Source organism: Chryseobacterium sp. JAH, assembly GCF_001507335.1.
Taxonomy (GTDB): Bacteria; Bacteroidota; Bacteroidia; order Flavobacteriales; family Weeksellaceae; genus Chryseobacterium.
The window spans coordinates 50,642-76,929 of sequence record NZ_LMAH01000001.1 but is presented as its reverse complement, the minus strand read 5'-3'; the positions used below and the strand labels follow the sequence as shown (position 1 = coordinate 76,929).

28 protein-coding genes are annotated in these 26,288 nt (G+C 33.0%); 17 read left to right on the top strand and 11 right to left on the bottom strand.

What is annotated here, in order from left to right; genetic code table 11:
• The first annotated feature begins 310 nt into the window (after positions 1 to 310).
• Positions 311 to 961 carry a ribulose-phosphate 3-epimerase gene (gene rpe, locus AR685_RS00360; RefSeq protein WP_059123397.1) on the top strand — a complete coding sequence of 217 codons (651 nt, stop codon included), beginning with the start codon at positions 311 to 313 and terminating at the stop codon, positions 959 to 961.
• Between the two features lie 359 nt (positions 962 to 1,320).
• Here rpe and AR685_RS00355 read toward each other — a convergent pair whose 3' ends face one another.
• From AR685_RS00355 to AR685_RS00325, 7 genes are all read right to left on the bottom strand, one after another.
• Positions 1,321 to 1,737 (bottom strand): nucleoside-diphosphate kinase, encoded by a 417-nt coding sequence (locus AR685_RS00355; protein ID WP_047443886.1) that lies wholly within the window; start codon positions 1,735 to 1,737, stop codon positions 1,321 to 1,323.
• Positions 1,738 to 2,056: 319 nt separating this feature from the next.
• A complete protein-coding gene (rsgA, locus tag AR685_RS00350) occupies positions 2,057 to 2,983 on the bottom strand; it encodes a ribosome small subunit-dependent GTPase A (protein ID WP_047443885.1) in 927 nt (308 codons plus the stop codon).
• Between the two features lie 101 nt (positions 2,984 to 3,084).
• Positions 3,085 to 4,167, bottom strand: coding sequence for a chorismate mutase (locus tag AR685_RS00345; protein WP_047443884.1), 1,083 nt, complete (start codon positions 4,165 to 4,167; stop codon positions 3,085 to 3,087).
• Between the two features lie 379 nt (positions 4,168 to 4,546).
• Positions 4,547 to 5,128, bottom strand: a complete 582-nt coding sequence (locus AR685_RS00340; protein ID WP_052187847.1) for a hypothetical protein — start codon at positions 5,126 to 5,128, stop codon at positions 4,547 to 4,549.
• A 38-nt stretch (positions 5,129 to 5,166) separates the two neighbouring features.
• Positions 5,167 to 6,252: a DNA polymerase III subunit gamma/tau gene (gene dnaX, locus AR685_RS00335; protein WP_047443883.1), complete on the bottom strand. Its 1,086-nt coding sequence runs from the start codon at positions 6,250 to 6,252 to the stop codon at positions 5,167 to 5,169.
• Between the two features lie 85 nt (positions 6,253 to 6,337).
• Positions 6,338 to 6,967, bottom strand: a complete 630-nt coding sequence (locus AR685_RS00330; protein ID WP_047443882.1) for a TetR/AcrR family transcriptional regulator — start codon at positions 6,965 to 6,967, stop codon at positions 6,338 to 6,340.
• Positions 6,968 to 7,620: 653 nt separating this feature from the next.
• A complete protein-coding gene (locus AR685_RS00325) occupies positions 7,621 to 9,423 on the bottom strand; it encodes a hypothetical protein (protein ID WP_059123396.1) in 1,803 nt (600 codons plus the stop codon).
• Between the two features lie 527 nt (positions 9,424 to 9,950).
• Here AR685_RS00325 and AR685_RS00320 point away from each other — a divergent pair.
• From AR685_RS00320 to AR685_RS00280, 9 genes are all read left to right on the top strand, one after another.
• Positions 9,951 to 11,105, top strand: coding sequence for a tetratricopeptide repeat protein (locus AR685_RS00320; RefSeq protein ID WP_131777578.1), 1,155 nt, complete (start codon positions 9,951 to 9,953; stop codon positions 11,103 to 11,105).
• 363 nt (positions 11,106 to 11,468) lie between these two features.
• A complete protein-coding gene (locus AR685_RS00315) occupies positions 11,469 to 12,824 on the top strand; it encodes a T9SS type A sorting domain-containing protein (RefSeq protein ID WP_059123394.1) in 1,356 nt (451 codons plus the stop codon).
• 171 nt (positions 12,825 to 12,995) lie between these two features.
• Positions 12,996 to 13,670, top strand: a complete 675-nt coding sequence (locus tag AR685_RS00310) for a MarR family winged helix-turn-helix transcriptional regulator (protein WP_059123393.1) — start codon at positions 12,996 to 12,998, stop codon at positions 13,668 to 13,670.
• Position 13,671: 1 nt separating this feature from the next.
• A complete protein-coding gene (locus AR685_RS00305; protein ID WP_047443877.1) occupies positions 13,672 to 15,135 on the top strand; it encodes a phytoene desaturase family protein in 1,464 nt (487 codons plus the stop codon).
• Between the two features lie 11 nt (positions 15,136 to 15,146).
• Positions 15,147 to 15,983, top strand: coding sequence for a phytoene/squalene synthase family protein (locus AR685_RS00300; protein ID WP_059123392.1), 837 nt, complete (start codon positions 15,147 to 15,149; stop codon positions 15,981 to 15,983).
• A 28-nt stretch (positions 15,984 to 16,011) separates the two neighbouring features.
• Entirely contained in the window at positions 16,012 to 16,479 is a 468-nt protein-coding gene (locus tag AR685_RS00295) for an SRPBCC family protein (protein ID WP_059123391.1), read from the top strand.
• A gap of 1 nt (position 16,480) precedes the next feature.
• Positions 16,481 to 16,939, top strand: coding sequence for a sterol desaturase family protein (locus AR685_RS00290; RefSeq protein WP_047443874.1), 459 nt, complete (start codon positions 16,481 to 16,483; stop codon positions 16,937 to 16,939).
• Between the two features lie 4 nt (positions 16,940 to 16,943).
• Positions 16,944 to 17,663, top strand: coding sequence for a lycopene cyclase domain-containing protein (locus AR685_RS00285; RefSeq protein ID WP_047443873.1), 720 nt, complete (start codon positions 16,944 to 16,946; stop codon positions 17,661 to 17,663).
• 100 nt (positions 17,664 to 17,763) lie between these two features.
• On the top strand, positions 17,764 to 18,186 hold the full coding sequence (locus AR685_RS00280; protein ID WP_052187845.1) for a hypothetical protein: 423 nt from the start codon (positions 17,764 to 17,766) through the stop codon (positions 18,184 to 18,186).
• Positions 18,187 to 18,262: 76 nt separating this feature from the next.
• Here the strand turns inward: AR685_RS00280 and AR685_RS00275 are convergent, their stop codons facing one another.
• Together AR685_RS00275 and AR685_RS00270 are read right to left on the bottom strand one after the other, a co-directional pair.
• A complete protein-coding gene (locus AR685_RS00275) occupies positions 18,263 to 18,970 on the bottom strand; it encodes a YetF domain-containing protein (RefSeq protein WP_047443872.1) in 708 nt (235 codons plus the stop codon).
• Positions 18,971 to 19,124: 154 nt separating this feature from the next.
• The gene (locus AR685_RS00270) at positions 19,125 to 19,391 is read right to left on the bottom strand and encodes a hypothetical protein (protein ID WP_047443871.1); all 267 of its coding nucleotides are present in this window, start codon (positions 19,389 to 19,391) and stop codon (positions 19,125 to 19,127) included.
• Positions 19,392 to 19,579: 188 nt separating this feature from the next.
• Between AR685_RS00270 and AR685_RS00265 the strand changes: the two genes are divergently transcribed.
• From AR685_RS00265 to AR685_RS00245, 5 genes are all read left to right on the top strand, one after another.
• Entirely contained in the window at positions 19,580 to 19,957 is a 378-nt protein-coding gene (locus AR685_RS00265; protein WP_047443870.1) for a membrane protein, read from the top strand.
• A gap of 182 nt (positions 19,958 to 20,139) precedes the next feature.
• Positions 20,140 to 20,628, top strand: a complete 489-nt coding sequence (locus tag AR685_RS00260; RefSeq protein ID WP_047443869.1) for a hypothetical protein — start codon at positions 20,140 to 20,142, stop codon at positions 20,626 to 20,628.
• 135 nt (positions 20,629 to 20,763) lie between these two features.
• Complete coding sequence (locus AR685_RS00255; protein ID WP_047444343.1) at positions 20,764 to 21,369, top strand: DUF2911 domain-containing protein; 606 nt, start codon at positions 20,764 to 20,766, stop codon at positions 21,367 to 21,369.
• Between the two features lie 17 nt (positions 21,370 to 21,386).
• On the top strand, positions 21,387 to 21,923 hold the full coding sequence (locus AR685_RS00250; protein WP_047443868.1) for a GNAT family N-acetyltransferase: 537 nt from the start codon (positions 21,387 to 21,389) through the stop codon (positions 21,921 to 21,923).
• 91 nt (positions 21,924 to 22,014) lie between these two features.
• Positions 22,015 to 22,374 carry a cupin domain-containing protein gene (locus tag AR685_RS00245; protein WP_059123390.1) on the top strand — a complete coding sequence of 120 codons (360 nt, stop codon included), beginning with the start codon at positions 22,015 to 22,017 and terminating at the stop codon, positions 22,372 to 22,374.
• 282 nt (positions 22,375 to 22,656) lie between these two features.
• On the opposite strand, the gene AR685_RS00235 is transcribed toward AR685_RS00245, so the two are convergent.
• Both AR685_RS00235 and AR685_RS00230 read right to left on the bottom strand, forming a co-directional pair.
• On the bottom strand, positions 22,657 to 23,400 hold the full coding sequence (locus AR685_RS00235) for a dienelactone hydrolase family protein (RefSeq protein ID WP_059123756.1): 744 nt from the start codon (positions 23,398 to 23,400) through the stop codon (positions 22,657 to 22,659).
• A 165-nt stretch (positions 23,401 to 23,565) separates the two neighbouring features.
• Positions 23,566 to 23,997 carry a type I restriction enzyme HsdR N-terminal domain-containing protein gene (locus AR685_RS00230; RefSeq protein WP_059123388.1) on the bottom strand — a complete coding sequence of 144 codons (432 nt, stop codon included), beginning with the start codon at positions 23,995 to 23,997 and terminating at the stop codon, positions 23,566 to 23,568.
• 8 nt (positions 23,998 to 24,005) lie between these two features.
• Here AR685_RS00230 and holA point away from each other — a divergent pair, with 8 nt between their 5' ends.
• Complete coding sequence (gene holA / locus AR685_RS00225) at positions 24,006 to 25,043, top strand: DNA polymerase III subunit delta (RefSeq protein WP_047443864.1); 1,038 nt, start codon at positions 24,006 to 24,008, stop codon at positions 25,041 to 25,043.
• A gap of 37 nt (positions 25,044 to 25,080) precedes the next feature.
• Positions 25,081 to 26,181, top strand: a complete 1,101-nt coding sequence (locus AR685_RS00220; protein ID WP_047443863.1) for a hypothetical protein — start codon at positions 25,081 to 25,083, stop codon at positions 26,179 to 26,181.
• The last annotated feature ends 107 nt before the right edge of the window (positions 26,182 to 26,288 follow it).

Genomic DNA, 26,288 nt, shown 5'->3' with positions numbered 1-26,288 from the left:
TTAGCAAAACGTCCAACCATTATATCGATTTTTGGTCTGTTTGCATCCTCAATACTTATCCTTTTATCATCTATCAATTATTATTTAGTGATCTTAATGATGGGGCAAGTGTTGGTATAGTGAAAGAAATTATGGTAATACTGTCATTAATTTTTTAAGTTGTAATAGATAGTATAATACTATCTGTATTTAAAGATCTATTTTGGCTTTCAGTTTTTGAAGGCATCATAATTATATCTAGCCTAATCAATTATTATATAACTCACGACAACAGCTTTTCTGTAGGTTAATGAAAATATAAAAAGTAAAAATGAAAACTAAACTTATCGCTCCTTCCCTATTATCCGCAGACTTCGGGAATCTGCAAAGAGATATTGAAATGCTGAATAATTCTCAAGCTGACTGGTTACATATTGATGTAATGGACGGAAGATTTGTTCCTAATATTTCTTTCGGTTTCCCTGTCATGAAAACAATTCAGCAGCATGCTAAAAAATTTGTGGATGTACATTTAATGATCGTAGAGCCTGAAAAATACGTAGAAGAATTCATAGAATATGGAGCTGATCTTGTTTCTATACATTATGAAGCTTGTACGCATCTTCACAGAACGATCAATTTAATTCAAAGCAAAGGTGCTAAAGCAGGAGTTGTTTTAAATCCTTCAACACCAGTACTGATGCTTGAAGATATTATTGCTGATGTTGATTTAGTTTTACTAATGAGTGTAAATCCAGGATTTGGCGGTCAGAAATTTATTGAAAACACCTACAAGAAAATAGCTGAAACAAAAGATTTGATTTTAAGCAATAATTCTACAGCGTTGATTGAAGTTGACGGAGGTGTAAATTTAGAAAACGCTGCTAAACTTTTCGAAGCTGGAGCAGATGTTTTAGTCGCCGGTAATGCAGTGTTCTCAGCAGAAAATCCTGAAAGAACAATTGAACTATTAAAAGTATAAACAAAAAAAGCAGCTCAATAAAGCTGCTTTTTGTTCTCAAGTTAAAGTATAATGGTTATAGTTTTCTTAGTTAATAATGCTCAGTTAACGATGCCTAGTTGTTAATTTGATATTGATTTTAACTGACGCAAAGATGGATTTTTTCATGATACAAAAACATCCGTAAAAACACGGAATTTTTGCATTATAAGAAAATTTAAACTAAAATCAATTTGATCTATAACATGCTATAAATTAGAGAAAACAAGTCAACAATACCTATTTAAAACTTATATAACTTAATGTCACAAACAGATAAGCTTGGGCTAAAAACAAAAAAATCCGGAAAAATCCGGATTTTTTTATGTAAAAAAGATTTATTAGAAAATCTCTCTTCCTGAAAAATGGAATTGAGCTTCAATAAGTGCATTTTCATCAGAATCAGATCCGTGAACAGCATTTTCTCCGATGCTTCTAGCAAACATTTTTCTGATTGTTCCTTCAGCTGCATCTGCAGGATTTGTAGAACCAATTAAAGTTCTGAAATCTTCCACCGCATTATCTTTTTCCAAAACCGCAGCAACGATTGGCCCTGAACTCATAAATTCAACCAATTCTCCATAAAATGGTCTTTCAGCATGTACTTCGTAGAATTTTTTTGCGTCAGCAACGGTAAGCTGAGTTAATTTCAATGCTTTAATCGTAAAACCTCCTTCTGAAATTTTCCCTAAAATAGCTCCGATGTGCCCATCTGCAACAGCATCAGGCTTAATCATAGTGAATGTAATATTAGACATAAATGTATATATTTTTTGATGGTGCAAAATTACGAAAAATATCTAAATATAATTTTAATTTAATTTTAACAATAAATAACATTTTTTAAGAAATAGAGGATTCTTATTGGCATATTAATTGCAACTATAGATTCGATTCTCATGTTTAATTTGAGTTTTCATGGTTATTAGTTTTTACCCAGCTTCGGCTGGGTTTTTTATTTGTAAAATGTTATCGAATTTTCACAATACCATGACAGTTCTATTATAATTTAAATAAATTATAACTTCAGATTAAATTGACTACGCAACAGTTAAGATTTTTATTACAGAAAGAAATTTAATTTTGAGAGTTTTCTTCAGCTTCTTCCATGAGTTTGATATAGGTAGAATATCTTGAATGCTGAATTTCACCTGTCTCCAAAGAGTCCAGAACGGCACACTTAGGTTCATTAATGTGCATACAATTATGAAATTTGCATTCCTTTCTTTTTCTGAATATCTCCGGAAAATAATGTTGAACCTCTTCTTTTTCAATATCAATCATAGCAAATTCCCGCACACCAGGAGTATCAATCACATTTCCTCCAAAATGCCACAAATGCATTTGTGCAAAAGTTGTCGTATGTTTCCCTTTGAGATGAGTATCAGAAATTTCAGATGTACGGAGATTCAGATCAGGTTGCAATGCATTAACCAAAGTCGATTTCCCGCAACCCGAATGGCCGAAAAACACAGACGTCTGGTCTTTCAGGAGACTTTGTAAGTCATCCAAATTCAGCTTAGAATATGAAGAAATTTCCAAACTGTCGTAACCAATTTCTTGATATAAAAACTGAATATCTTTTACCACCTCTATTTCTTCCTCATTCAAAACATCAATTTTATTGAAAAGAATAAGTGGTTTAATGTTATAAGCTTCACAACAAGCAAGAAAACGGTCTAAGAAACCGAAAGATGTCTCAGGATGCTTTAGTGTAAACATAAAACAGGCTATATCAATATTTGAAGCAATGATATGGGCTTCTTTTGAAAGATTGACAGCTTTTCTGATCAGATAGTTTCTGCGGGGTTCGATTTTTGTAATCCACGCAATATCATCCTGTTCTAACTGAAATTCTACAAAATCACCTACAGCAAGAGGATTGGTAAGTCTCGTTTTGATCAACTTGAATTTCCCACGAATTCTCGCCTCAAAAATTTTTCCGGTTTCCATTTCCAAAACCTGATACCAACTACCTGTAGATTTAATGATTTTTCCTTTCATATATATGAATGCAAATATATGAAATTAGGATTTAGATAATAGGATTTAGTTTAGCCTATTGATAAGCATTTCAATTCCAAATCCTATTATCGTCTCCTGGATTACTTTCTGTCAATCATAATGTTATTTTGTTTTTCTATCGACTCTTCGTGAATCGCTTTAAAAACTTTTTCAATAAAATCCTGAGACATTCCTGTTTCTTTAGCTTTCTGAACAGCATATTCTGTGATTACTTTCCAACGTTCCGGCTGAAAGATGGCAATATCATTTTCTTTCTTCAGTTTCCCTATCTGTTCTGAGATTTTCATTCTTTGAGAAAGCAGTTCTATCATTTGAAAATCCAGATCAGAAATCAATGTTCTGTGTCTACCCATTTCATTATCAAAACCAGCTATTCCTGAATTTCTTATTTTTAAGTTCGAAATCAATTCTGCTAAAACCTCAGGTGTAATCTGCTGAGAGGCATCACTCCAAGCTTCATCAGGATTAGAATGCGATTCAATGATTGCTCCCTGGTATCCTACATTTAAAGCTTCCTGAGTAATATCTGCCAAACCGGTTCTGTTTCCACAAATATGAGAAGGATCAATCAACATTGGAATATTGGGGAATTGACTTTTAAAATCCAAAGCAATCTGCCAATTTGGATTATTTCTGTATTTTGTTTTTTGGTACGTAGAAAAACCACGGTGGATCACTCCCAAATTCTTAATATCCTGTCCTAAAAGTCTCTCTAAAGCACCAATCCACAACGCTAAATCCGGATTTACAGGATTTTTGACCAAGATCGTTTTCTGAGTTCCTTTCAAAGCTTCAGCAATTTCCTGAACAGTGAAAGGATTTACTGTTGATCTGGCACCAATCCAAAGAATATCAACATCAGCTTCCAATGCTGCAGCAACGTGATGAGCATTGGCAACCTCTGTGGCGGTTTTAAATCCGTATTCCTGCTTTACTTTTTTTAGCCAATTCAAACCAATCACTCCTACTCCTTCAAAACCATTAGGTTTCGTGCGTGGCTTCCAAATTCCAGCCCGGAAAATAGGCACCTGAGCATTGGTATCTTTAATTCTTTTTGCTGTTTCAAGCATTTGAGCTTCACTTTCAGCACTGCAAGGTCCTGCAATCAGCATCGGTTGGGGAAACTCGTTGATCCAGTCATTTTTTAAATCTGTTAAATTCATATTGTAAGTATTATTTTATTTAAAATTGAGTATTCAATGACAAAGCCTTATAAATTTAATTTATAATTCTTTTCAAAAAATGCGTACAAAAATGTAATGAAATTAGGATGGGAAATGATAGATTTTCCCGAATTTTTTGAGAAAGAAATTTAATTAGCTATACCAATAAAATCGATAATAGTTTATGAAATTTCTATAATAAACAGTTGCAAAACTAAAATAACTGCTAAAGTAATCAGCAGGTGTAAAAGTAGACAGATATGGGAATAATAGTTTTTCCACTTTGATCTAAAGAATTGTCTATTTTTAGTTTTTTAAATTTTACTAATTGTGGAGAAAAAAAATATTTTCAACTCAATTATTTGACAAATATATAAAATTATGTCAAATCAAACTTCATTAAATCATCAAGATCTTTTAACAAAGGATTGATTTCAACAAATCTCTCGAACTTCTTCTTGGTTGTAAGTACCTCAATCTTAAGATTTTGAACATCCTGTTTGTAATCGATTTTGATTGCGTAATTATTTACTTTTCTTTTAAAATGATTGAAAAATTCGCCACTTATCTTATCAAATTCTGCTTTTGCAGACTCAGAGGGGTAGAGAACCTGAACCGTTTTCTCATCCACCTTCTCAAGTTTAAAAGATTTTATAGCATTAAATACAAATGGATCTTTGGCGCGAAGTTGCATGAGCATAAGATTCCATTCAGCCTGGAGATCTGTTTCTGTGAAATGATGCTCCTGTAAATTTTCATTTATTTCAGCGACGGTTTCTTCCTGTTCTTGTTTATCCTCTTTATTTATTAAAGAATTAATACTGAAACCTGAAGATATTTTTGGTCTTGACAGAGGTTTTGAAGCCGTTTTTACAGTAATTTCAGGTGATGTTTCCTGAATAATCTGAGGTTTCACAACCACCTCTTCTTTCTTTTCTGGAACTTCAATTTTTGAAGGCAAAATTACCTCCTGTTTTTCATGAAGAAAGGGAGCTAATATTATAAACTTTTTTTTTTAGCAACATCTCCAACAGCCGTTAGAGAGGCCAATTGCATTAATGCAATTTCTACAGTAAGTCTAGGGTTTTTAGAATTTTTGTAATTAATATCTGCATGATTGCAAATTTCAATTCCGTCAATCAGTTGCTGAGCATTCCATTTTTGAGCCTGCTCGACAAATTTTGTTTTTGTCTGCTCTCCTACTTCGATCAAATCGATTGTTGAAGTATTCTGAGCCATCATTAAATCTCTGAAATGATTTCCTAAACCTGCAATGAAAATATGCGAATCAAAACCTCTTTTTACAATGTCGTTAAAAGCAGAAAGAACTTCCGGTATTTTGTTTTCTTTGGCAAAATCTACAATTTTCAGATACTGATCGTAATCTAAAATATTCAGAACTTCAGCAGCTTTGGCAAGCGTGATATTCTTTTGCGAAAATGTAGAAAGTCTGTCAAAAATTGAAAGTGCATCTCTTAATGCTCCGTCAGCTTTCTGTGAAATTAAATACAAAGCATCATCTTCATATTTAATATTTTCTTTCTCAGCTATTCCTTTTAAATGGTCCTGAATATCAAGAATGGTGATTCTTTTGAAATCATAAATTTGGCAACGGGATAAAATAGTAGGAATAATCTTATGCTTTTCAGTCGTTGCGAGAATGAAAATTGCGTGAGCAGGAGGTTCTTCCAAAGTTTTCAGAAAAGCATTGAAAGCCGCAGATGACAACATATGTACCTCGTCGATGATATAGACCTTGTACTGACCAACCTGTGGTGCAAAACGCACTTGATCAATCAATTCACGAATATCATCAACCGAATTGTTGGAGGCTGCATCCAGTTCATAAATATTATACGCAAAACCATCTTCCGAAACAGAACCATCTTTTTCGTTAATTTTTCTTGCTAAAATTCTTGCACACGTTGTTTTTCCTACCCCACGAGGGCCACAGAAAAGAAGAGCCTGCGCCAACTGATTTTCATCAATGGCATGCTCTAGAGTATCTGTAATATGCGACTGTCCGACAACTGTATCAAACTGTTGGGGGCGATATTTTCTTGCAGATACTATAAAGTTTTCCATAGCCCAAAAGTAAGAAATATTGTTCTAATTTGAAAATATAAATTTTCAAATCTAGGTAGATGCGAATTCAAATTTTAGAATATAATTATTTTTTTTGATAAGCGAAATCTATGATATCTACGATAGCTTTTTCTATTTTCTTTCTACCGTCTTCAGATTTTGTATCTATGCCACAGAAGGTTGTTCCGTTGTATGCAGTATACAAATTAAGATGGTAAATTCCTGCCACAAGCAGTGCTGTGATCGCTCTGTACTCATCAGATTTTTCGCCAAAATGCGGATCAGTAATGTTTGTGAACAAACCTTCACCAACTTCTTCACGTTGTTCGAATATTTTTTTAAGGATTGCTCGACTTTCTGAAAGTTCCCAAACAATTATTTTTTGGAGTTCTTTGTTTTTTCTCAAACTTTCAAACTGATTGAGCAAAGCCATTTTTGAAAGCTCTTTTCCACCGTCAGACAGATCGACATTCATCTCCTTTTCGTCAACTTTACTCCAATAATCCTGAGATCTGATATACTCGTCAATCAACTTATCAGTACTTCCGAAGTATTCGTATATTAATTTTTTATCGAAACCTGCAACGGCAGCGATTTTACTCACCATTAATCCTGAATAACCTTTAGTTTTCAAAATTTTACCAACTGCGTTAAGCAATTTTTGTTTGGTTTTTTCCTTATCCCTGATAGGACCTTGTACAACTTTTCTAGGCATCGTCTATTATTTAAGATTGCAGTAAGCAATCAATTATTTTAATTTAAAATAAAAAGCAAAATTTAAGATCAAAACCTTAAATAAATAGCTGTTCATTTTCTTTTTTAAACATTAGTCTTTTCATAAAAAAGTGAAACAAATTTCACAGTTTTACCTTTTTACAGAAAAGATTTATAATAAGTACGATATTAATATTGTTTTGGATTTGGCGTAATTTTAAAATATTTATTTCATAAAAAAATGTAATCTACGGTGTTATATCGACAAATTTATCAAAAAATAGTTATCATTAAAATTAACATAATTCTGATTCACTGTGATGAGAAAATCTGTTAAGTAAATTTACATATTAATCTCATATGTGCAAATATTTTTTTTGAGCAACTAAAATTATACCAATCAAAGAGAATCGTTCTTGAGACTTTTTCTAAAATCTCAAGAAATATTCACAAATCTAAAAAATGATAATACTTTATCGTGATTTTTAAATTTAATTTACACTTAAAGCTTACTTAAGTTGCGAAATCTACTAAATTAAATTTCTATCGATAAAAATTATCTCATTGATTCACAGAAGACCTCGATTATTAGATCAGTAGAATTACGAATCAACCAACTTCAAACCCATCCTAAATTAAGTAATGTTATATTGCTTACAGCTCACGAATTACAATTTTCGAAATCACTATTTCACTTTCATTTAGTTGCATTTTCAATTTTTTACTGTCTTTTTTAAAGTATGTCGTTTGCCCGAAAAGTTCATAATAATATTGAACCCCATCAAGAAGATTGGCTTTAAAGGTTAGCCATTTTTTAATTTGAGCAGTGGATATATTCCCGGAAAAGTCTGCGATTTCCTTTTTTAAGTATTCAATATACATTCTGAGCTCACTGATAAACATATTGGGACGTTCATTATCTGAAATTATATTTAAGTTTCCATAAATATGCTGTACCATTTCTGAAAGTGAAACTTCTTTATCAAAATAAGCAAGATTAGGTCCCGGGCAAACTACAACGCCCTGTTTTTCTCCCTTTATCGGAAGATCGTTTTCCATATAAGCTGCATTTACCAAACCAACACAGAGACAAGCTTTATCTGTAATCTCTTCAGTTTTATTTTCAAATTCGACATTGGTAAACTCGTGCTTTTTTAAAGCGAGTTCTTTCAGTTTTATATCCTGATATTTTTTAGAAGCCGTACAAATTCCCTGCACTGAATATTCTTTACTTAAAGCCAATAATTTTTTCGGACAAGAACTTCCAAATTTATATTTCACAGCTTTTTGCTTTTTAATAATTTCGTTAGATGTACCTTTAACAGTATTAAAGGGTACTCCCAAAGGCGAAATATTACTACGGTAAAAATCCTTACTTTTTGATTGCGCCAATAAATTTCTGGTTTCTAAATCTACTGAAGTCGCTTCGGGAACGAGAAGGAATGGAGATCCCCAACCCACACTGTCGACCTGATAATTTTCTAATAAAAACTCATGTTCTTCGGAAGTTCCTACTCCACCCTGTACAGTAATATTCAAGTCTAAAGGTTCCAAAGGAACAAGTTTACCTTTCTGCTTTAAGGCCTGAACCATTAAAGAATGGGTAGAGTTAATCAATTCGGTCTTCTTAAGCTTAAATTCTTCCATGATTGGGCCCAACAATAATCCTTCGGTTGCAAAAGCGTGACCACCGCAATTCAGCCCAGATTCTATCCTGTATTCTGAAACCCATAATCCTTTTTTTGCCAAAAAATTCCCCTGAATCATTGCCGACCGGAAGTCACTTACCTTTAAAATGATTTTCTTTTTCAGAATGCCTTCCGAATTCAGAAAGAAATCGTCAAATGCTTCAATATAAGAATACAATCTCGGGTTCATACCCGCAGAAAGAATCATTGAAGAGTTGAGTTTACTTTGAGCAAAACCTCTCAGTGAGGCGTGAGCATCATTATAGATTATGGGAAGCTGTACATCTTTTACAAAATTATCTTTATCAACTTTTGTCATGATGTTAACATCAATACTTCCTGGCTTTAGATTTCTCTCAACGTAATTTTTAATCTGGCAGCCGAAGTGATCTTCGTTTTCAAATAGATTTTGAAGTCCGTTTTTAATACTAGATGTATTGGGAAGAATGCCGACGAAATTCTTTAATGATTCTCTGTTTTTTACCAATTCTTGTTTGAAATTTTCAAATTTCTCGGAAACAATATCATCCACTAAATTAAGATAATCGGTAATTCTCTTCGCACGGAAATCTTCAGTTTTTATGGAAATATCAGGGTAATTAAGATTAAATTTTTTGTTATAAAATCCCTTCATCCTTTCTATGATATCATCATCGATTATTGATATTACTGAAGAAATTCCATATTGTGCAACGCGTATCGGGCTATCGATGGTATAAGCAAGCCCCATAACAGGAATGTGAAAGTTGTGTACTGGTTTTTTAATCATTTTAAAATACTTATAAATAAATTATCTTTCATCACCACGAATGAAAGTTTAAATGATCTGAAACCTAAACACCTCACTAAATCTTTTAATGAGATCTTACAAAATTAGAATATTTTAAGAAATATATGCCGGATACTAACTGAAAATCGTAAAATATGTCATTTATCATTTTTTAGATTGACTATCTAATTATTATAATATTCTTAAAAATTTAATTAAATTAGCACCACACTTCACAAAAATCTACTATAATTACAATCTTATCTATTAGAATGAGAAGGCTTTTGCTGAAATCTACAATTTTTTATTTTTTATTGCTGAGTACTTTTTTTAACGCTCAGAATTCTCAATATGTTGAAAAATTGAGACAAAAACTATCTTCGAATTCAAAACTATTCATAAGTAATATTGACAAAGCTTATCTGCAGATAAATCCGTTACTGGCTGAATCGCGCAAGCTGAAAGATTCATTTTCTGAAATGAAACTACTCGATCGCAAATGCCGTTATTTTTATAGTAAAAATTTGATGGACAGCCTTATCGTATCGTCAGAAACTCTTGAAATAAAATCAAAAGAATATCAGGATGTATATTACGAAGCGATGGCAAATGTGTATCTTGCTGAAACCTACTCTATCAATAAATTTCACGATCGAGCGATTCTTTATCTTAACACTGCTTATGATATTTTACAAAAGGATCAGTCGAAGTCAAAAAAAATATTTTACGCTAAGGCAAATATTTTGAATAGCTATTCTAATATTTATTTAGATATCAATCAGCCAAGAAATGCAGCAAAAAAAATTCTAGAGGAAATATCGAGCGGAAAAGAGCTTAAAAATCCGGAAGAATATGCTAATTTCCAATATCTAAATTATTCAAATCTTGCCAACGTCTATATTCAGTACAACGTAGATTCTGCTGATTATTATGTAAAAAAATCGATAGATCTGAGACCCAAAGATCTTCCTTATGAGAAAGCGATGGTATCCAATCATATTGTATTGGGCGAAGTACTTAAATCCAGAGGTGACTTTAAGAATTCAATATCAAATTTTCATAAGGCGCTTTTTTTCAGTCATAAAAATGGGATTGACCTTAATAAAAATCTTATTTACAGCGCTTTACAAGAGATTTACGCTAAAACAGGAAATAAAGACAGCTCAGATTATTACCAGCAAAAACTAAAGCAGTTAGATCTTAATATGCTTGAAAGTAAATATAATTCACTTCAAAAAGTGATAGAAAAAGAAAAAATTGAAGACAAGCGAAAAAATTCTTATAAAATAATATTATGGGTCTTTTCTCTTATAATTCTATTGGGAGTCTTCGGGTATTTCATTTCTAAGTATAAACGAAAAAGTAAAACATTTGAAGATTTCAATTTACACGAAACGTACAGTCAGCTTATTAATCTTGTAAAAAACAAAGACGATTCGTTCTTATTTTCATTCGAAAACATATTCCCTCAATTTTCTTCCAACTTACTCAAAATTAATCCCGATTTACAACAGTCGGAAATTGAGTTTTGTGCACTTTTGAAACTAAAACTGACCACTAAAGAAATTGCTCAATACACTTTCATCGAAACCCGTACTGTTCAGAATAAAAAGTACAGATTAAGAAAGAAATTGGACATCCCACAAAATGAAGATATTTATCAATTTATTGATAATATTTAATAAGATCACAGTCTTTCCACCTTAAAAATCCATTATCATCTATTAAATGATAATGGATTTACTTTATTAATAAATCAATACAAAACAATTAAATCTTCAATGTAATTATTGAAATTAAAGGCTTATCTGCAATTTCAAAATCCGCACAATTTACATAGTAAATTAACTATCAATCCTCATTATAGTTCATGGAGTATCTAATGAGTATGTATTTTCATTTAAAATCCTTCAACATTCTACTGATTCATCTGGCGACATCATACATTTGTTAACGAGTCTTTAATCAAGGTTTGTTGGAAAAGTTCCGTTTTCTAAAAATTAAAAAAACAATACAATAATTATAAAATCTTAAATTTTGTTATCATGAAAAAAAACGCTTTTTTTACATTTAGAAAAACGCTGTTAATAGCAGCTGTTACTCTACATTTTATTTCTATACAAGCTCAGCAATGGCAAAACGTAGGAGCAAACCCTATTGTTTCAGCAGGAAATTCGAGTTACAATAACTTAACAATTGATGGATCAGGAAATTATTATCTATCCTACTATGATACTTCAGTTACTAAAGGTTCTGTGCAGAAATTTGACGGGTCAACTTGGTCATATGTCGGCGGAACTGCGGGTATCACTACCGGAACTGCTCTTTATAATTCTCTTTGTGTAGATGCTATCGGTAATGTATTTTATACTAATCAGGGAACAGGATTAGAAGTTCGTAAATTCAGTGGTAGTGCATGGTCTTCATTGGCAAGTGCTACAACCAATACCGTAAACTATCATGCATCTGCCGTGTCACTAAACAACACTTTATTCACTTATGCCTCTGATGGCTCAGGAACTGTAAGACGATTCGTAAATAATGCGTGGGAACAGGTTGGAAATGCAGGATTTTCTGGTGGTGCTGCTTTTGCAGAAATGGTTATCGGAACAAATAACAAGGTTTACACTTGTAATGTCCTGAGCGGAGTAAGAGTGTACGAAAACACAACTACTGCAACATCTGCAGATAACTGGACCATGTTGGGAGGTGGAATTGTAGATGCATCATCTTCCGGCGAGCAATACACTTCCGATATTGCGATTGATGGCAGTAATAATGTATACGTAGCCTATATATCTACTTCAACACTTGGAAGAAAAATTAATGTAAAAAAATGGAATGGTAGTGCTTGGTCTCAAGTGGGTAATGCCAATTTTTCAGCAAAAGCTGTGCAGCATCTCGCAATTGCTGTAACGTCAGGCGGTAATCCTTATGTTGTGGCAAGTCAATGGGACAGTAGCGATGGAAACCACTTAAGAAATACTGTGTACAAATTCGACAGTACATCAAATTTATGGTCTACATTGGGAGGAGATTTTGTTTCAGACGGCCAGGTAACGTACAATGACTTATTAATAGATTCTACTAACAATTACTTGGTTCTAGCATACTCACAAGGTTCTACCAGAGTGAAAAGAATTTCGTTATCTGCCTTATCAGTTAGTGATACTAAGAAAGAGAATTCCGCCATGTACCCGAATCCTACTAGAGGAATTATATACTTTAAAGGTGACGACAAAATAAAATCTGTTGAAGTTACTAATACCGTTGGAAGAATAGTTAAATCTCAGAACGATGTACAAAAAGTCGATATTTCAGACTTAACAGCGGGAATTTACTTTGTAACTATCAAAACATCAACAGGAAAGACTACAACAAAAAAGATCATCAAAGAATAATTTTCATAGTATAGTTTAGAATTAGAGAGAATAAGACTTTGCCTGCAGAGTCTTATTTTTTTTAATAATGAGTTTACAGTCATTTTATGGAATCATTTTTGATATGAATTAATTTATAAATAAACTTTTTAAAATTAAAATAGTATATTTATAAACAATAAATTATATAAGATGAATTTTGATTTGGTAAAAGATACCGTTGCTCTTTTGGAAGAATTTGATCTGAATAATAAAAATTCAGAATATCCTTCAACAGTTGAAGGATTTAAATTATGGATTTTCAATAATGAATCCAAGAGAGAATCAATGGTAGAAAACGAAATAGATTGGGAGGGAAAGGAGAACGGCAGAAGTGCAGAAAGTGCAATCAGTACGTTATTTGTACATCTCAACCGATATGCTAAAACATATTCAAAGGCTGCCATTACAGATTCTGACTTTTCTACGCAGGAAGATTTCATTTATCTCATTACTCTGAAATCCTTTGGAACCATGTCTAAAATTGATTTAATTAAAAAAAATATTCACGATAAACCTGTAGGAAATTTGGTAATTAATAGACTTCTGAAACAAGGATGGATTTCACAACATGATTCACTTCAGGATAAAAGAATAAAGCTCATTCAAATCACTGAAAAAGGTTTAGTTGCTCTTGATCATCAGATGGGTAAAATTCGTCAAGCGACACAAATTGTTTCAGGAAACCTTACTCATTCAGAAAAAATGGATTTAATCCGTATTCTGAAAAAACTCAATCAGTTTCATCATCCTATTTACAATAAAAATATTGACAGCAGGGATCTTATAAAAACTGTTTATAAAGATTTTTCATTCGAAAATAATTAACATGAGTAAAATAGCAATCATTGGTTCAGGATTTTCAGGATTGTCGGCTGCTGCTTACTCTGCACAGAAAGGTCATGAGGTTCATGTATTTGAAAAGAACAGCAGTTTAGGAGGAAGGGCTAGAAAATTTATCACAGATAATGGCTACACTTTTGACATGGGGCCAAGCTGGTACTGGATGCCCGATATTATTGAAAACTTTTTCACAGATTTTAATAAAAAAACGTCTGATTTTTTTCAATTGGTACCGCTAAATCCTCAATTTGAGATGGTTTTTTCAGATGGAAATATGCAGATTCCCCATGATTATGACGAGATGAAAAAACTTTTTGAAACCACTGAAAAAGGTGCAGGAAAAAAGCTTGATGACTTCATGCAAGATGCAAAGTATAAATATGAAGTGGGTATGAAAGATTTCGTCAACAAGCCCTGTCATTCGTGGTTCGAATTTGTATCTCCAAAAATTGCTAAAAGCGCTTTAAAACTTGATTTATTGTCCAATTTTCACAAATTTGTTAGAAAATATTTTAAAGATCCAAAGCTCATTATGCTGATGGAATTTCCCGTAATTTTTTTGGGTGCCGCTCCAAAAGATATCCCTGCTTTATATAGCTTAATGAACTATGGTGGTTATAAACTTGGAACGTGGTACCCGATGGGTGGATTTTCAAAAATTATCGATGCGATGGCAGATATTGCCCAGGGTCAAGGTGTTCAGTTTCACCTTAGTTCGAACATTGACTCCATAAAAATAAATAATAATAAAGCAACTTCAGTATCCGTAAATGGAACAGATATTGAATTTGACAGCGTGATTGCTTCATCTGATTATCATCACACAGAAAATAAATTGCTTCCTAAAGAATACCGGAATTACAGTGAAGAATATTGGAAAAAAAGAACTTTTGCCCCCTCATGTTTAATTTATTATTTAGGATTTAAAGAAAAAATTCCAAATCTGAAACATCATACTCTGTTTTTTGAAAATGATTTGGATTTGCATACCACGGAAATTTATGATGACAAAAAATGGCCTACAAAACCATTATTTTATGTGTGCTGTCCGTCTAAGACCGACCCAAATGTAGCTCCTGAAAATTGTGAAAATGTATTTTTACTCATGCCTGTTGCAACCGGATTGGAAGATAGTGAAGAGGTAAGAGAACAGTATTTCAACCAAATGATTCTAAGACTCGAAAAACATACGGAGACTTCTGATCTTAATTCTAAGCTGGAATATAAAAAGAGCTACTGTATCAAAGATTTTAAGGAAGATTATAACGCCTATGAAGGAAATGCTTACGGTTTGGCCAATACACTTTCCCAAACCGCAGTTTTAAAACCTTCATTAAAAAATAAAAAAGTAAGTAATTTATTTTATACAGGACAACTGACGGTGCCTGGACCGGGTGTTCCACCATCAATTATTTCAGGTAAAATAGCAGCCATCGAAGCCACCAAATAACCAAGAATACTATGAAAACATTATTTGACGACCTCTCGTACAAAATCAGTAAACAGACCACGAAACAGTACAGCACCAGTTTTTCATTGGGAATCTTGGCTTTGTCACCTAAAATCAGAAATTCAATCTATGCCATTTATGGTTATGTTCGGTTAGCAGATGAAATTGTTGACAGCTTTCAAGATTTTGACCGTGCTACTCTACTCGCACGCTTTAGAGAGCAGACTAATCAGGCATTGGAAGAGAAAATTTCACTAAATCCTATTTTACAATGTTTTCAGGAGACCGTTCACAGATATAAGATTGATGTGCAGTTGATTGACCAGTTTCTGGATAGTATGGAAATGGATTTGCAAAAAATTGATTATAATTCTGATCTCTACAAACAATACATCTTGGGCTCGGCAGAAGTTGTAGGTTTAATGTGTCTTCATATTTTTGTGGATGGAAACAAAGAGCAATATGAAATGCTTAAACCTTCAGCGATGAAGTTAGGTTCTGCTTTTCAAAAAGTGAATTTTCTGAGAGATTTGAAAGATGACTATCAGGTTTTGGGGCGCACGTATTTCCCAAATGTTGATATTACCGACTTTGATAATTCGGTGAAAGAACATATCGAACAGGATATTCAGCAAGAGTTTAAAGATGCACTGGAAGGGATTAAAAACCTTCCCAATTCAGCGAGGTTTGGCGTTTATCTGGCATATAGATATTATATTTCTTTATTCAGAAAAATTAAAAGAACTCCAGCTAAAACAATAATCAATCAGAGAATAAGAATTTCAAACGGAAGAAAATTTTCGCTGATGATGAGCAGTTACGTGCAATACAAAATGTCATACCTATAGAGTTTAAAATTTACATTACACCAACATAATGATACACCAACTTAAAAGGGAACAACAAATAAACTGTGATATAGAAACTGCGTGGATTTTTTTTTCTGCAGCGAATAATCTTTCTAAAATTACCCCTAAAGATATGAACTTCATCGTGCGTACAAAAATGGAGAGTGACGAAATCTACGAAGGAATGATTATCGATTATTATGTTTCTCCACTTTTTGGTATTAAGATGGATTGGCAGACAGAAATTACACAAGTCAGTCATCACAGAAGTTTTACCGATTTTCAAAATAAAGGGCCCTACAAATTGTGGAATCATTTTCATGAATTTATTCCCAACGAAAAAGGTGTGTTGATAAAAGATACTGTAGACTATGAGCTTCCATTGGGATTTTTAGGCGAGATCGCACATCAACTCTTTGTTAAAAGAAAAGTTGAACATATTTTCAGCTACCGTTTTAATATTTTAGAAAAAATGTTTAACCAGAAACAAAACTGATATGAATTTTTTGATTGTAGTTGCTACATTTTTTATCATGGAAGGAATAACGTGGATGGTGCATAAATACATCATGCATGGATTCCTGTGGACATTGCACCGAGATCATCATGATCATAGCAACGAAGGGCATATGGAGAGAAATGATTACTTCTTTGCTATTTTTGCACTACCTACCATCGCTATGATGTATTATGGAACTATCAATAATTTTAATGCCTATTTTTATATTTCCATCGGAATTACCCTTTACGGAATGGCTTATTTTTTCGTTCATGATATTTTCATTCATCAGCGTTTTAAGTTTCTTAGAGATACACAAAATCCCTATTTGCTGGCCATAAGACGCGCTCACAAGCAACATCACAAACACACCGGAAAAGAAATGGGAGAATGTTTCGGATTTTTGTGGGTTCCTGTAAAATATTTTAAAATGTATTTTAACAAAAACAAGATGTAAGGACATGTGGCAGTATACTTATCTCGCAATCAACTTTTTTACCGTGATCATCTGTTTTCTATTTTCATTTCACCCGAAAATAAAGTTTCACAGACATTTCATAGCATTTATTACAGCTTCGGCTTTGGTTGCAGTGGTTTTTATTGCATGGGATGTATGGTTTACAGAATCGGGAGTTTGGTGGTTTAATGACAGGTATTTGATTGGCAAAAGGCTTTTTGGACTTCCTGTTGAGGAACTGATGTTTTTCATTTGCATTCCTTTTTCGTGTGTTTTTACGTATTTCTGTTTAGATAAATTTTTCAGGCTCGACTGGAAAGAGGATACCGAAAGAATATTCGTAATCCTCTCCATAACTGTTTTAATTTGCTTATCCATTTATTTTAAGCTAAAGATCTATCCCTTTTTCACTTTTTTAACTAGTGCCATAAGTCTCTTTATTCTATACTTTATTTTAAAGGCACGATGGATCGGCAAAGCATCCTTTATTTATCTCATTCTAGTGCCGGGATTTCTCGCAGTCAATGGAATTCTAACAGGTAGCGGCCTAGACTCCCCCATCGTCAATTATAATCCTGAAAAGATTATAGGAATAAGAATTTTCACTATTCCCATTGAAGACACCGTGTATGGTTACGAAATGATTTTATGGAATATTTTCTTATTCAAGAAATTTAAAGCAAAGGAAGTTGAGCCTTGGGACAACAATAAAAAAACAGCTTGATAAAATATTTTTCAATTTGTGTTGATTTACGTACCACACGAACAATGCGAGGCATAGTATTTGCAACCTCAGTACTGAAACCACTTATACCACAAATATTATGAACGTTACAGATTTAAAAATCAAAAATCTGGTAGACTATAGAGGCCAGATTTTCACTATTACAGAGATTTTTCAGAATGAAAACAATAATTATTCTGTGAAGATTGAGAATGACTATCAGTGTTTGGCAGTACCTGCAGACTCTATTAACCCTATCACGATAAATGAAGATTGGCTTGTGAAATTCGGATTTCTAAGAACATACAGTTCAGACCACAGAATTCGCTATGAAAGACCAGAAACATTTATTAAATACGATATTGATCTAAGTTCTAAAAAAATTGTTGAAGGCTTGAAAATTTACGGAAATACAATAAAATGTAAATACATTCACGAATTTCAGAATATTTTCTCCAGCCTTTTTGGCAAGGACACAGGAGTTTCTATGAAAAATATTTTCAAGAACGAAGCGATCGCTTAGAATCTGAGACCAAATCTAAACTATATACTTTCATTACAAAAATCCTCAGCTTCGGTTGAGGATTTTTATGTTGATATTATGTAATTCGTTTTTTATTGACTGCTACAACCCAGTTTTGTTTTCCACAGTTTTTGCATTTCCCAGCTTCTCCGGCAGTTTTTCCTTCAGTGTAACCGCAGAAAGTGCATGAGTAATGGCTTTCCTTTTCAATATGTCTTAAAGGGTGATCAAGAGAATTCGGCATAACGGGCAATCCATATCTGATACTTTCTTCATCAAAGAAAAAGACACTGATATCACCGGAAGTTTCTTCGATTGCCATTTCTACCTGCCCAAGATGAGAAACTCCTTTTAATCTCAATTCTGAAAAAAATTCATCACTTCCCAAATTTTCTTTTTTAAAATTGTCGATTGAAAAAACTCCGTCCTGAATGAGACAGATTGCCTTTCCTTCCAGCAAATTTTCAATTTTTTTAAACCTCCCTATTAGATAGGTCAGAAGGCTATAAAACAAGATGATAACTACAAAAACAATAATAGACGACATAATTCCCACATCCTTATAGAACATAGGATCACCAGCCGCCGAGCCCAGACCTATGATGACAACCAGTTCAAAAACTGACAACTGCTTAACTCCTCTTTTTCCAAGTACACGCAGACTTATGATAATCGTTAGAAACATAATCAGGGTACGCAATACAATTTCAAAAAGAAATATCCATTCTTCGCCACCAAGAAAAAATTCTTTCCAACTGAAATTTAAGAAAATCGTGAGATACATAGTTTATTATTTTAAACAGTATTGTCAAAAAATACGCCAATAGAAAACTATATTTTAGAAAAAAGCCTTCAAATCTGAAATTCCAGATTTGAAGGCTCCCACTTTTAATATAAATTTTTAAAACTATTTATATTCTTAAAAAATTATTTTAAGCTTAGTTTAAGTCAAAATATCTTCCGTATTTGCTTTGCTGAATTTTAGCCATAAAATCATCAAATGCAGGATAACGTATTCCTGTTGCAAAATCTATTACAATTTTATTGAGATTAGGTTTTAGTCTTAGCCGTATCTGATCGAAGCTATAGTTATCTGCCTCCGATAAAAAATCTTTAATCTCCTTAAAATTAATACCGTTTTCCACAAAAGCTTTTTGAGGGTTCTGAAACGGCATCTCGTCTGAAAAAAATTTAATTCGTTCCATAAATTTTTGATTTGGTAGTGATTGCTAATATACGAAAATTAATTGACATAATTATGATTACAGTCACATTATCAGAATACTATGAAATCAAATTAAAGTAAAACAGTAAGGAAAATTTATCTTCAAATTATCACAAAAAATTCCCGAGTGGTCTGGATTTTGACTCATATCTTCCTTAAATCACTATTATGAATACCAAAAACATCTCAAGAATAGCACTCGGCACCATGCTGATCACAGCAGGCATTGCACACCTTACTTTTGCAAGAAAAGATTTCCAGGCGCAGGTTCCAGACTGGGTTCCTATGAAAAAAGATGATACAGTCGTTTATTCGGGGATTGTAGAAATTGCTTTGGGAGCAAGTATTCTTGCCACACCTAAAAAACACCGAAGCTTATTGGGTAAAATCACTGCCGCATTTTTTACTGCTGTATTTCCTGGAAATATTTCTCAATACAAAAACAGAAAAGATGCATTCGTTCTAAACACTGATAAAAGAAGACTTGGAAGATTATTTATGCAGCCATTACTTGTAGCTTGGGCTTTACAATCCATGAAAGAGTAATTTTTTGCTTTAACTACAGTAACAATGCTCTCAAATAAAGATATTTAAATTTTTTCTGGGAACTTTAAGTACTCTAGTGACAGGATCTTTTCTATCTAGACGTTTGTAGTGATTAATCATTTTATTGTTAAAATCGATAACCTACTGTTTTGTGAAATTTATTTAAATTAGATCAAAAAAAAATGGACTACCAAGCAATATCAACGAACTCTTTATACTTTGAAATATCAAATAAAGAGCAAGTTATCGGTCAGCTTATTTATAAAAACTGGTTTAAATTTAATGCTGAAATCAATATTTTAAATTCTAAATATCAAATCGAGCCGAAGGGATTTTGGGGAACAACGGTCGAAGTCAAAGACGGAGAAAATGTGATTTTAAAATTTACCATGAACTGGGATGGAAATATTTTGCTGCAAACTTATTTTAATAAAATCGAGAAAGATTACATTTTTAAGCACTCAGGCTTTTTCAAAGAATCATTTATTTTGACAGATCAAAAAAACAATGAATTATTAGTAATGAAGCCTAAGTTTAAATGGAACAGCCTGAAATACGAATACGAAATCACAACGTCAGTAATTTTTGAGACCTTTGAGGAAAAAGATATTTTACTCCTCAATTCTCTTCACTATGCCAATTACTTCATGGCAATGATGATGGGAATGTAGAGAACTTAATTCAAATTATCGTGGCTGCATTATTTTGAATTCTATCTGGTTTAGTAAAAACACTTTAACAAATTTTATCAATATCAAAAACCAATTTCTGACATGCATTTCGTAATTTTAGCAAAATTTAAAAAAGTGAAAAAGTTATTATTTGCAGTTTGTATATCAGCCTCGGCCTTAAGTTTTGCACAAGATTATTCCGTACCGGCAGCCAGTCCGCGTCAGAAGGTTGAGCAACAGTTTTCTATGTCTAAAATCAGCATCGATTATGGCAGACCCGGAGTGAAAGGAAGAAAAATCTTCGGAGAACTCGTTCCTTACGGACAGGTTTGGAGAGCAGGTGCCAACTCATCGACAAAAATTACCTTTGGACAGTCTGTGAATTTTGGTGGGAAAGTAGTTCCTGCAGGAACTTATGGTTTGTTTATCGTGCCTACCGAAAAAGAATGGAAAGTAATTTTAAATAAAGATTTCCAGCAATGGGGAGCTTATACCTACGATCCAAAACAAGATGTTGTAGACGTTATGGTTCCAGTTAATAAATTGACTGATAAACAAGAATGGTTTGAAATTACATTAAACCCAACTGATGAAAATTCAGGAAATTTGGTAATCAAATGGGACATGGCTCAGGCCGAAGTTGCATTAAGACCTGCAAAACCTGAAGCAGTCACCAAAATTGCTGAGAAACTGAAAGAAATCAAAAAGATAGAATCAGACGCTGCAAAAGCAAAAATCTAAGACTTAAATTGATAAAGATGAATTTTTCTATTCAACCTTTTTTAGAAAACGAAAAATATCAGCTAATCCCCTTACAGCAAGGGGATTTTGAATTATTATATCATCTAGCATCCAATCCCAAAGTCTGGGAACAACATCCGAATAAAGACCGCTACAAAAGAGAAGTTTTTGAAAACTTTTTTAAAGGAGCGATGGAAAGCAAAGGTGCTTTCAAAATTGTAGAAAAATCCAGCGGAGACGTATTGGGAAGTACCCGTTTTTACGACTTCGATGAATCGAGAAATAGTATTTTCATCGGCTACACTTTCTACGGAACAAATTCTTGGGGTAAAGGCATCAATCCGCAGATTAAAAAACTGATGATGGATTATATTTTTGAATTCGTAGATACAGTATATTTCCATATTGGAAAAGAAAATTTCCGTTCACAGATTGCCTTAGAAAGATTGGGTGGACAGAAAATCGCTGAAGAGGAAATTGCTTATTTTGGCGAACCTACAATAACCAATTTTATGTACGAGATCAAAAAAGAAAATCATTTTAATGTTAACTAAAATCAGGCAGATTTTGATGATCGAGCATCTTTAAGATAAATAAGTATACTCGTACAATCAGATCGATTGAATGCTTCGCAATCAAAATATTATGAAAAAATATAAAATTCAGAAATCACCTTTTGTGGTTCCTACAACTGATGGGAAATTAATAGAGGAACACTGGGGAAACTCAACGCAAAATCCAAATATTTCTATTGCACATATGGTTGCTCCGCCAAATTGGAGCGAACCCCATCAGACGCCGGAATTTGATGAATTCACCATCATTATTTCAGGTAAAAAGCAATTTGAAATTGACGGTGATTATGTTGTATTAGACAAAGGACAGAGCATTTTGATTGAAAAGGGAGCTAGAGTTCGTTACAGCAATCCCTTCCCGGAACCTTTTGAATATATCGCCATCTGCCACCCTGCATTTTCGATGGAATTAGTAAATAGAGAACAATAAATAGTTTAAAATATGGCTTTAAAAACTTGCCCTAAATGTAAAGAAAACGCATTCACATGGTTTGTCAATGGCAAAACTCATTTAGCGAGCTGGAGTTGCTTTAACTGCGATTACGAAGCGAAGCAGACTGACAATGATGATCAAATATGTGAAAATTGTGATGAGAAATCAAAAATAAAGTTGAAAGATAGAGAAAATGAATATTGGTGGTGCTCTAATTGCAATACAACCAGTGAAATATAAAAAAATAACCTCAGATAAATGAGGTTATTTTTTTGAAATTTACTTTAATATTTCTTTGAGAAATATCAATGTATGATCCCAGGCTCTTTTTGCCATCACTGGATTGTAATCTGCAGATTTTGGGTCAGTAAAGGTATGTTTTGAGTTGGCATACGTGATGATTTGCCAATCTGCTTTACCATCGTTCATTTCCTTTACCAAATTATTGTAGTCTTCAGGTGTCACTCCTTTATCATCTGCAGGATTTTCTACTAAAATCTTAGTTGAAATAGCTTCATTAGGTCTTGCCTGATCCTTACCGATGCTTCCATGAATAGAAACAACTCCTACCACAGGCAATTTTCCTCTTGCAGATTCTAAAGCTCCTGTTCCCCCGAAACAATATCCGATAACCGCAATTTTTTCAGGGATTGCACCGTTTTTTTTCAGTTGTTCCAATGCCAGAGAAATTCTCTTTTGGTAAGCAGCAAAATTCTGCTTGTAAAATCCTGAAGCTTTTCCGGCAGCAGCATTGTCTGCGGGAATATTTCCTTCGCCATAGATGTCTGCAATAAATGCCACATAGCCTTCTTTTTCTAAATCTGCAGCAGCTGTTTTTGCTTCATCATCAATTCCTTTCCAAGCGGGAAGAATCAAAACTCCGGGAAGTTTTTTTCCGGCATTTGAAGTGACTAACCCGTTAAGTTTCTGCGAACCGTCCTGATAAGAAACTTTTTTTAAATTTTGACTGAAAGCTGTTGCCGATGCTAATAGAAATGTGGATAATAAAATTGAACGTATCATATTCTGTAATTTAATTAATATCATAAAACACAAATCGCACCAACAGATTGATAATTATGAAAATTTAATGCTGGTAACCTTTCTGAAAAAAAAATTGCTAACAGTATCTAGCTAAAACTATTAGTAAACCTACTAAATAGAAGAGACAATATTAGTTATTTTTAATTATTCTGCTCTGTAAAACTGATATTCTCCATTCTCATAATATGCATTAATATGTTGCAAACCATTCGTTAAGATAATCTCAGAAGCACCTATAATTAAATTGTAACGTGCTGTTTGTTCGAAAGTTTTTTCAGTAAGTTTTATTTGCGGTGCTTTGCATTCAATCAGAATTTTCGGCTGCGCTTTCTCTGTTACTAAAAGATCAATTCTCTTGGTTAGACCATTTAGTACGATCTTTTTTTCAGTAATTAAAGCGGAAACAGAATACGATTTCACCGTAAGATAATAATGAATCCAATGCTGCCTCACCCACTCTTCCGGCGTCAGCAAAAGGTAAGTTTTACGAACTAAATCATAGATAAAAAACTTATCTTTGTCTTTCTTGAATTTAAAATCAAAAGTTTCCTGAAAATTGAGTTTGGGAAGTTCCATTTAATAAGATGAAAGAATTAGATTTAATCCTCAAAAATATTAAAAATAAAGAAGTTTTACCGATTTATTTTTTCCATGGAGAAGAGCCTTACTTTATTGACGTTGCTGTAAAAGCCCTTGAACACGACTTTCTGGAGGAAGATGAAAAAGCGTTCAACCAAACTGTGACCTATGGAAAAGACACCACCTACCAGGAAGTGCTTTCTCTGGCTCGACAGTTTCCGATGATGGGTGATAAGCAGGTTATTATTGTAAAAGAAGCGCAGGATTTAAAATTTAATGATGAGGAAAGCAGAGCTCTGGAAACCTATGTTGAAAATCCGGTTCCGTCCACAGTGTTGGTCTTCGCCCATAAACATAAAAAGTTAGACAGCCGAAAAAAAGTCACTAAAACTTTAGCAAAGATCAATGCACTTTTTCTAAGCGAATCTTTCAAGGATCACAATCTTCCCAAATGGATTGCTGATGAATGCATAAGATTAAACATAAAAACGGCTCCCAATATCTCTCATCTTTTAGCAGAGTATCTGGGTAATGATCTTTCCAGAATCTCAAATGAGTTAGGAAAATTAAAGATAATCCTTAAAGAAGATCAGATTTTAGACGGAACCATCGTAGAAAACCATATCGGGATCAGTAAAGAGTTCAATGTATTTGAACTGCAGAAAGCTTTAGGTACAAAAAATGCAAACGCCGCATTCAAAATCGCTCATTTCATGGGCAAAAACCCTAAGAATAATCCTTTTGTGATGTTGCTTTCAAGCTTATATAATTATTTTTCCAATGTCATCATGTACAACACAATGATTGGGCAATCACCACAAACCATTGCTTCACAAATGGGTGTGAACCCTTACTTTTTGAAAGATTATGCCGAGGCAGCAAGATTGTATCCTTTAAAACATTCCACCCGAGTGATTTCTATTTTGAGAGAATTTGATATGAAAGGAAAAGGTTTGGGCGCAGTGAATATGAGTGAAGCTGAATTAATTAAAGAATTGGTTTATAAAATCATCAATGTGGATAAAATCAAAATGAAAGTATGAAAATTGAAAAGTGAAAACATTAAATAATTTTAAAACGATGCTTACAATAAAGGCTCTATTTTTCGTTTTTATTCTGCTCTTTCAATTATCCTATTCACAATATAAGATAAAATCAATTTCTCCGACCATCAACAAACAAGATCCTGTTAACCTTAAAATAATCGAAACTCTCGGAGAATTTTTAGAAACAAAAGATCCTAAATTCTGGCTTGAATCTGACTTTAAAAGATTCAAATCTCCATACTATGAAATTATTGGGATCGAGAGTGGAAAAAATGGCGAAAACTTTTATCAGCCTTCATTAATGGAGATTATCCCAACTAATGAAGACGATAAGAGAATTATTAAAGTGGCTTATGTAGGCTATAATAAAGAGACACAATCAAGTCTTATTAAAGCAATTTACAATTTGGTTGCTGTGAAAAAGGGTGATAAAATTGTCTTCAGCAAATATCTTGATTATACTACGAAAAACTGGAGATCCAAAAAAGAAGACAATATCACATACTGCATTTCGCCCTCTAAGAATTACAGCATTGAAGAAGCTGAAAGACAAAAGAAAGATATAAAACTTCTGTCTGAGTTTTTTAATACCGAAAAGTTTCCAATATTTTATTATTCAACAATTTCACCTGAAGAAGTTTTCAAATTAAAAGGATTTGATTATCATCCTATGATGTATGCAGATACGTCTGGTGGTTTTGCTGAGAATTTCAATATCATCATTTCCGGAAACAACTCAGAATATTATACTCACGAAGTTACCCATTTATATACTTCAAAACTTTTCCCAGGAATAGACCCCTTTTTTAATGAGGGAATGGCTACTTATTTTGGAGGAAGCGGTAAGTTCGATTTCTTGTGGCACAAAGAAAAACTAAAAAAGTTTCTGTATGAAAATCCCAATTTTGACATTTCGCAGCATTTAAATATCTATGAGAGATTCTACTATGAAAAAGAAACTCCGATTCCCTATGTAGTTTCAGCTGTGCTTTGCCAAATGATTATTTCCAAATATGGTAAAGAAAAACTTTTTCATCTTTTTAGAAAAGGAAACTCCGTGGATGAGGGATTAGAAATTTTTAATCTGAATACAAGTAATATCAATTCTGAATTTAGATTATTTTTAAAAAAATAAAAAATTCACATTTGACTCATTGACTTTTGACATATTTATTATTGAAAACTATCATTAATTTTACTTTAATAAAACATTAAAAATTCCGAACTTTGTGGTCTTAAAAT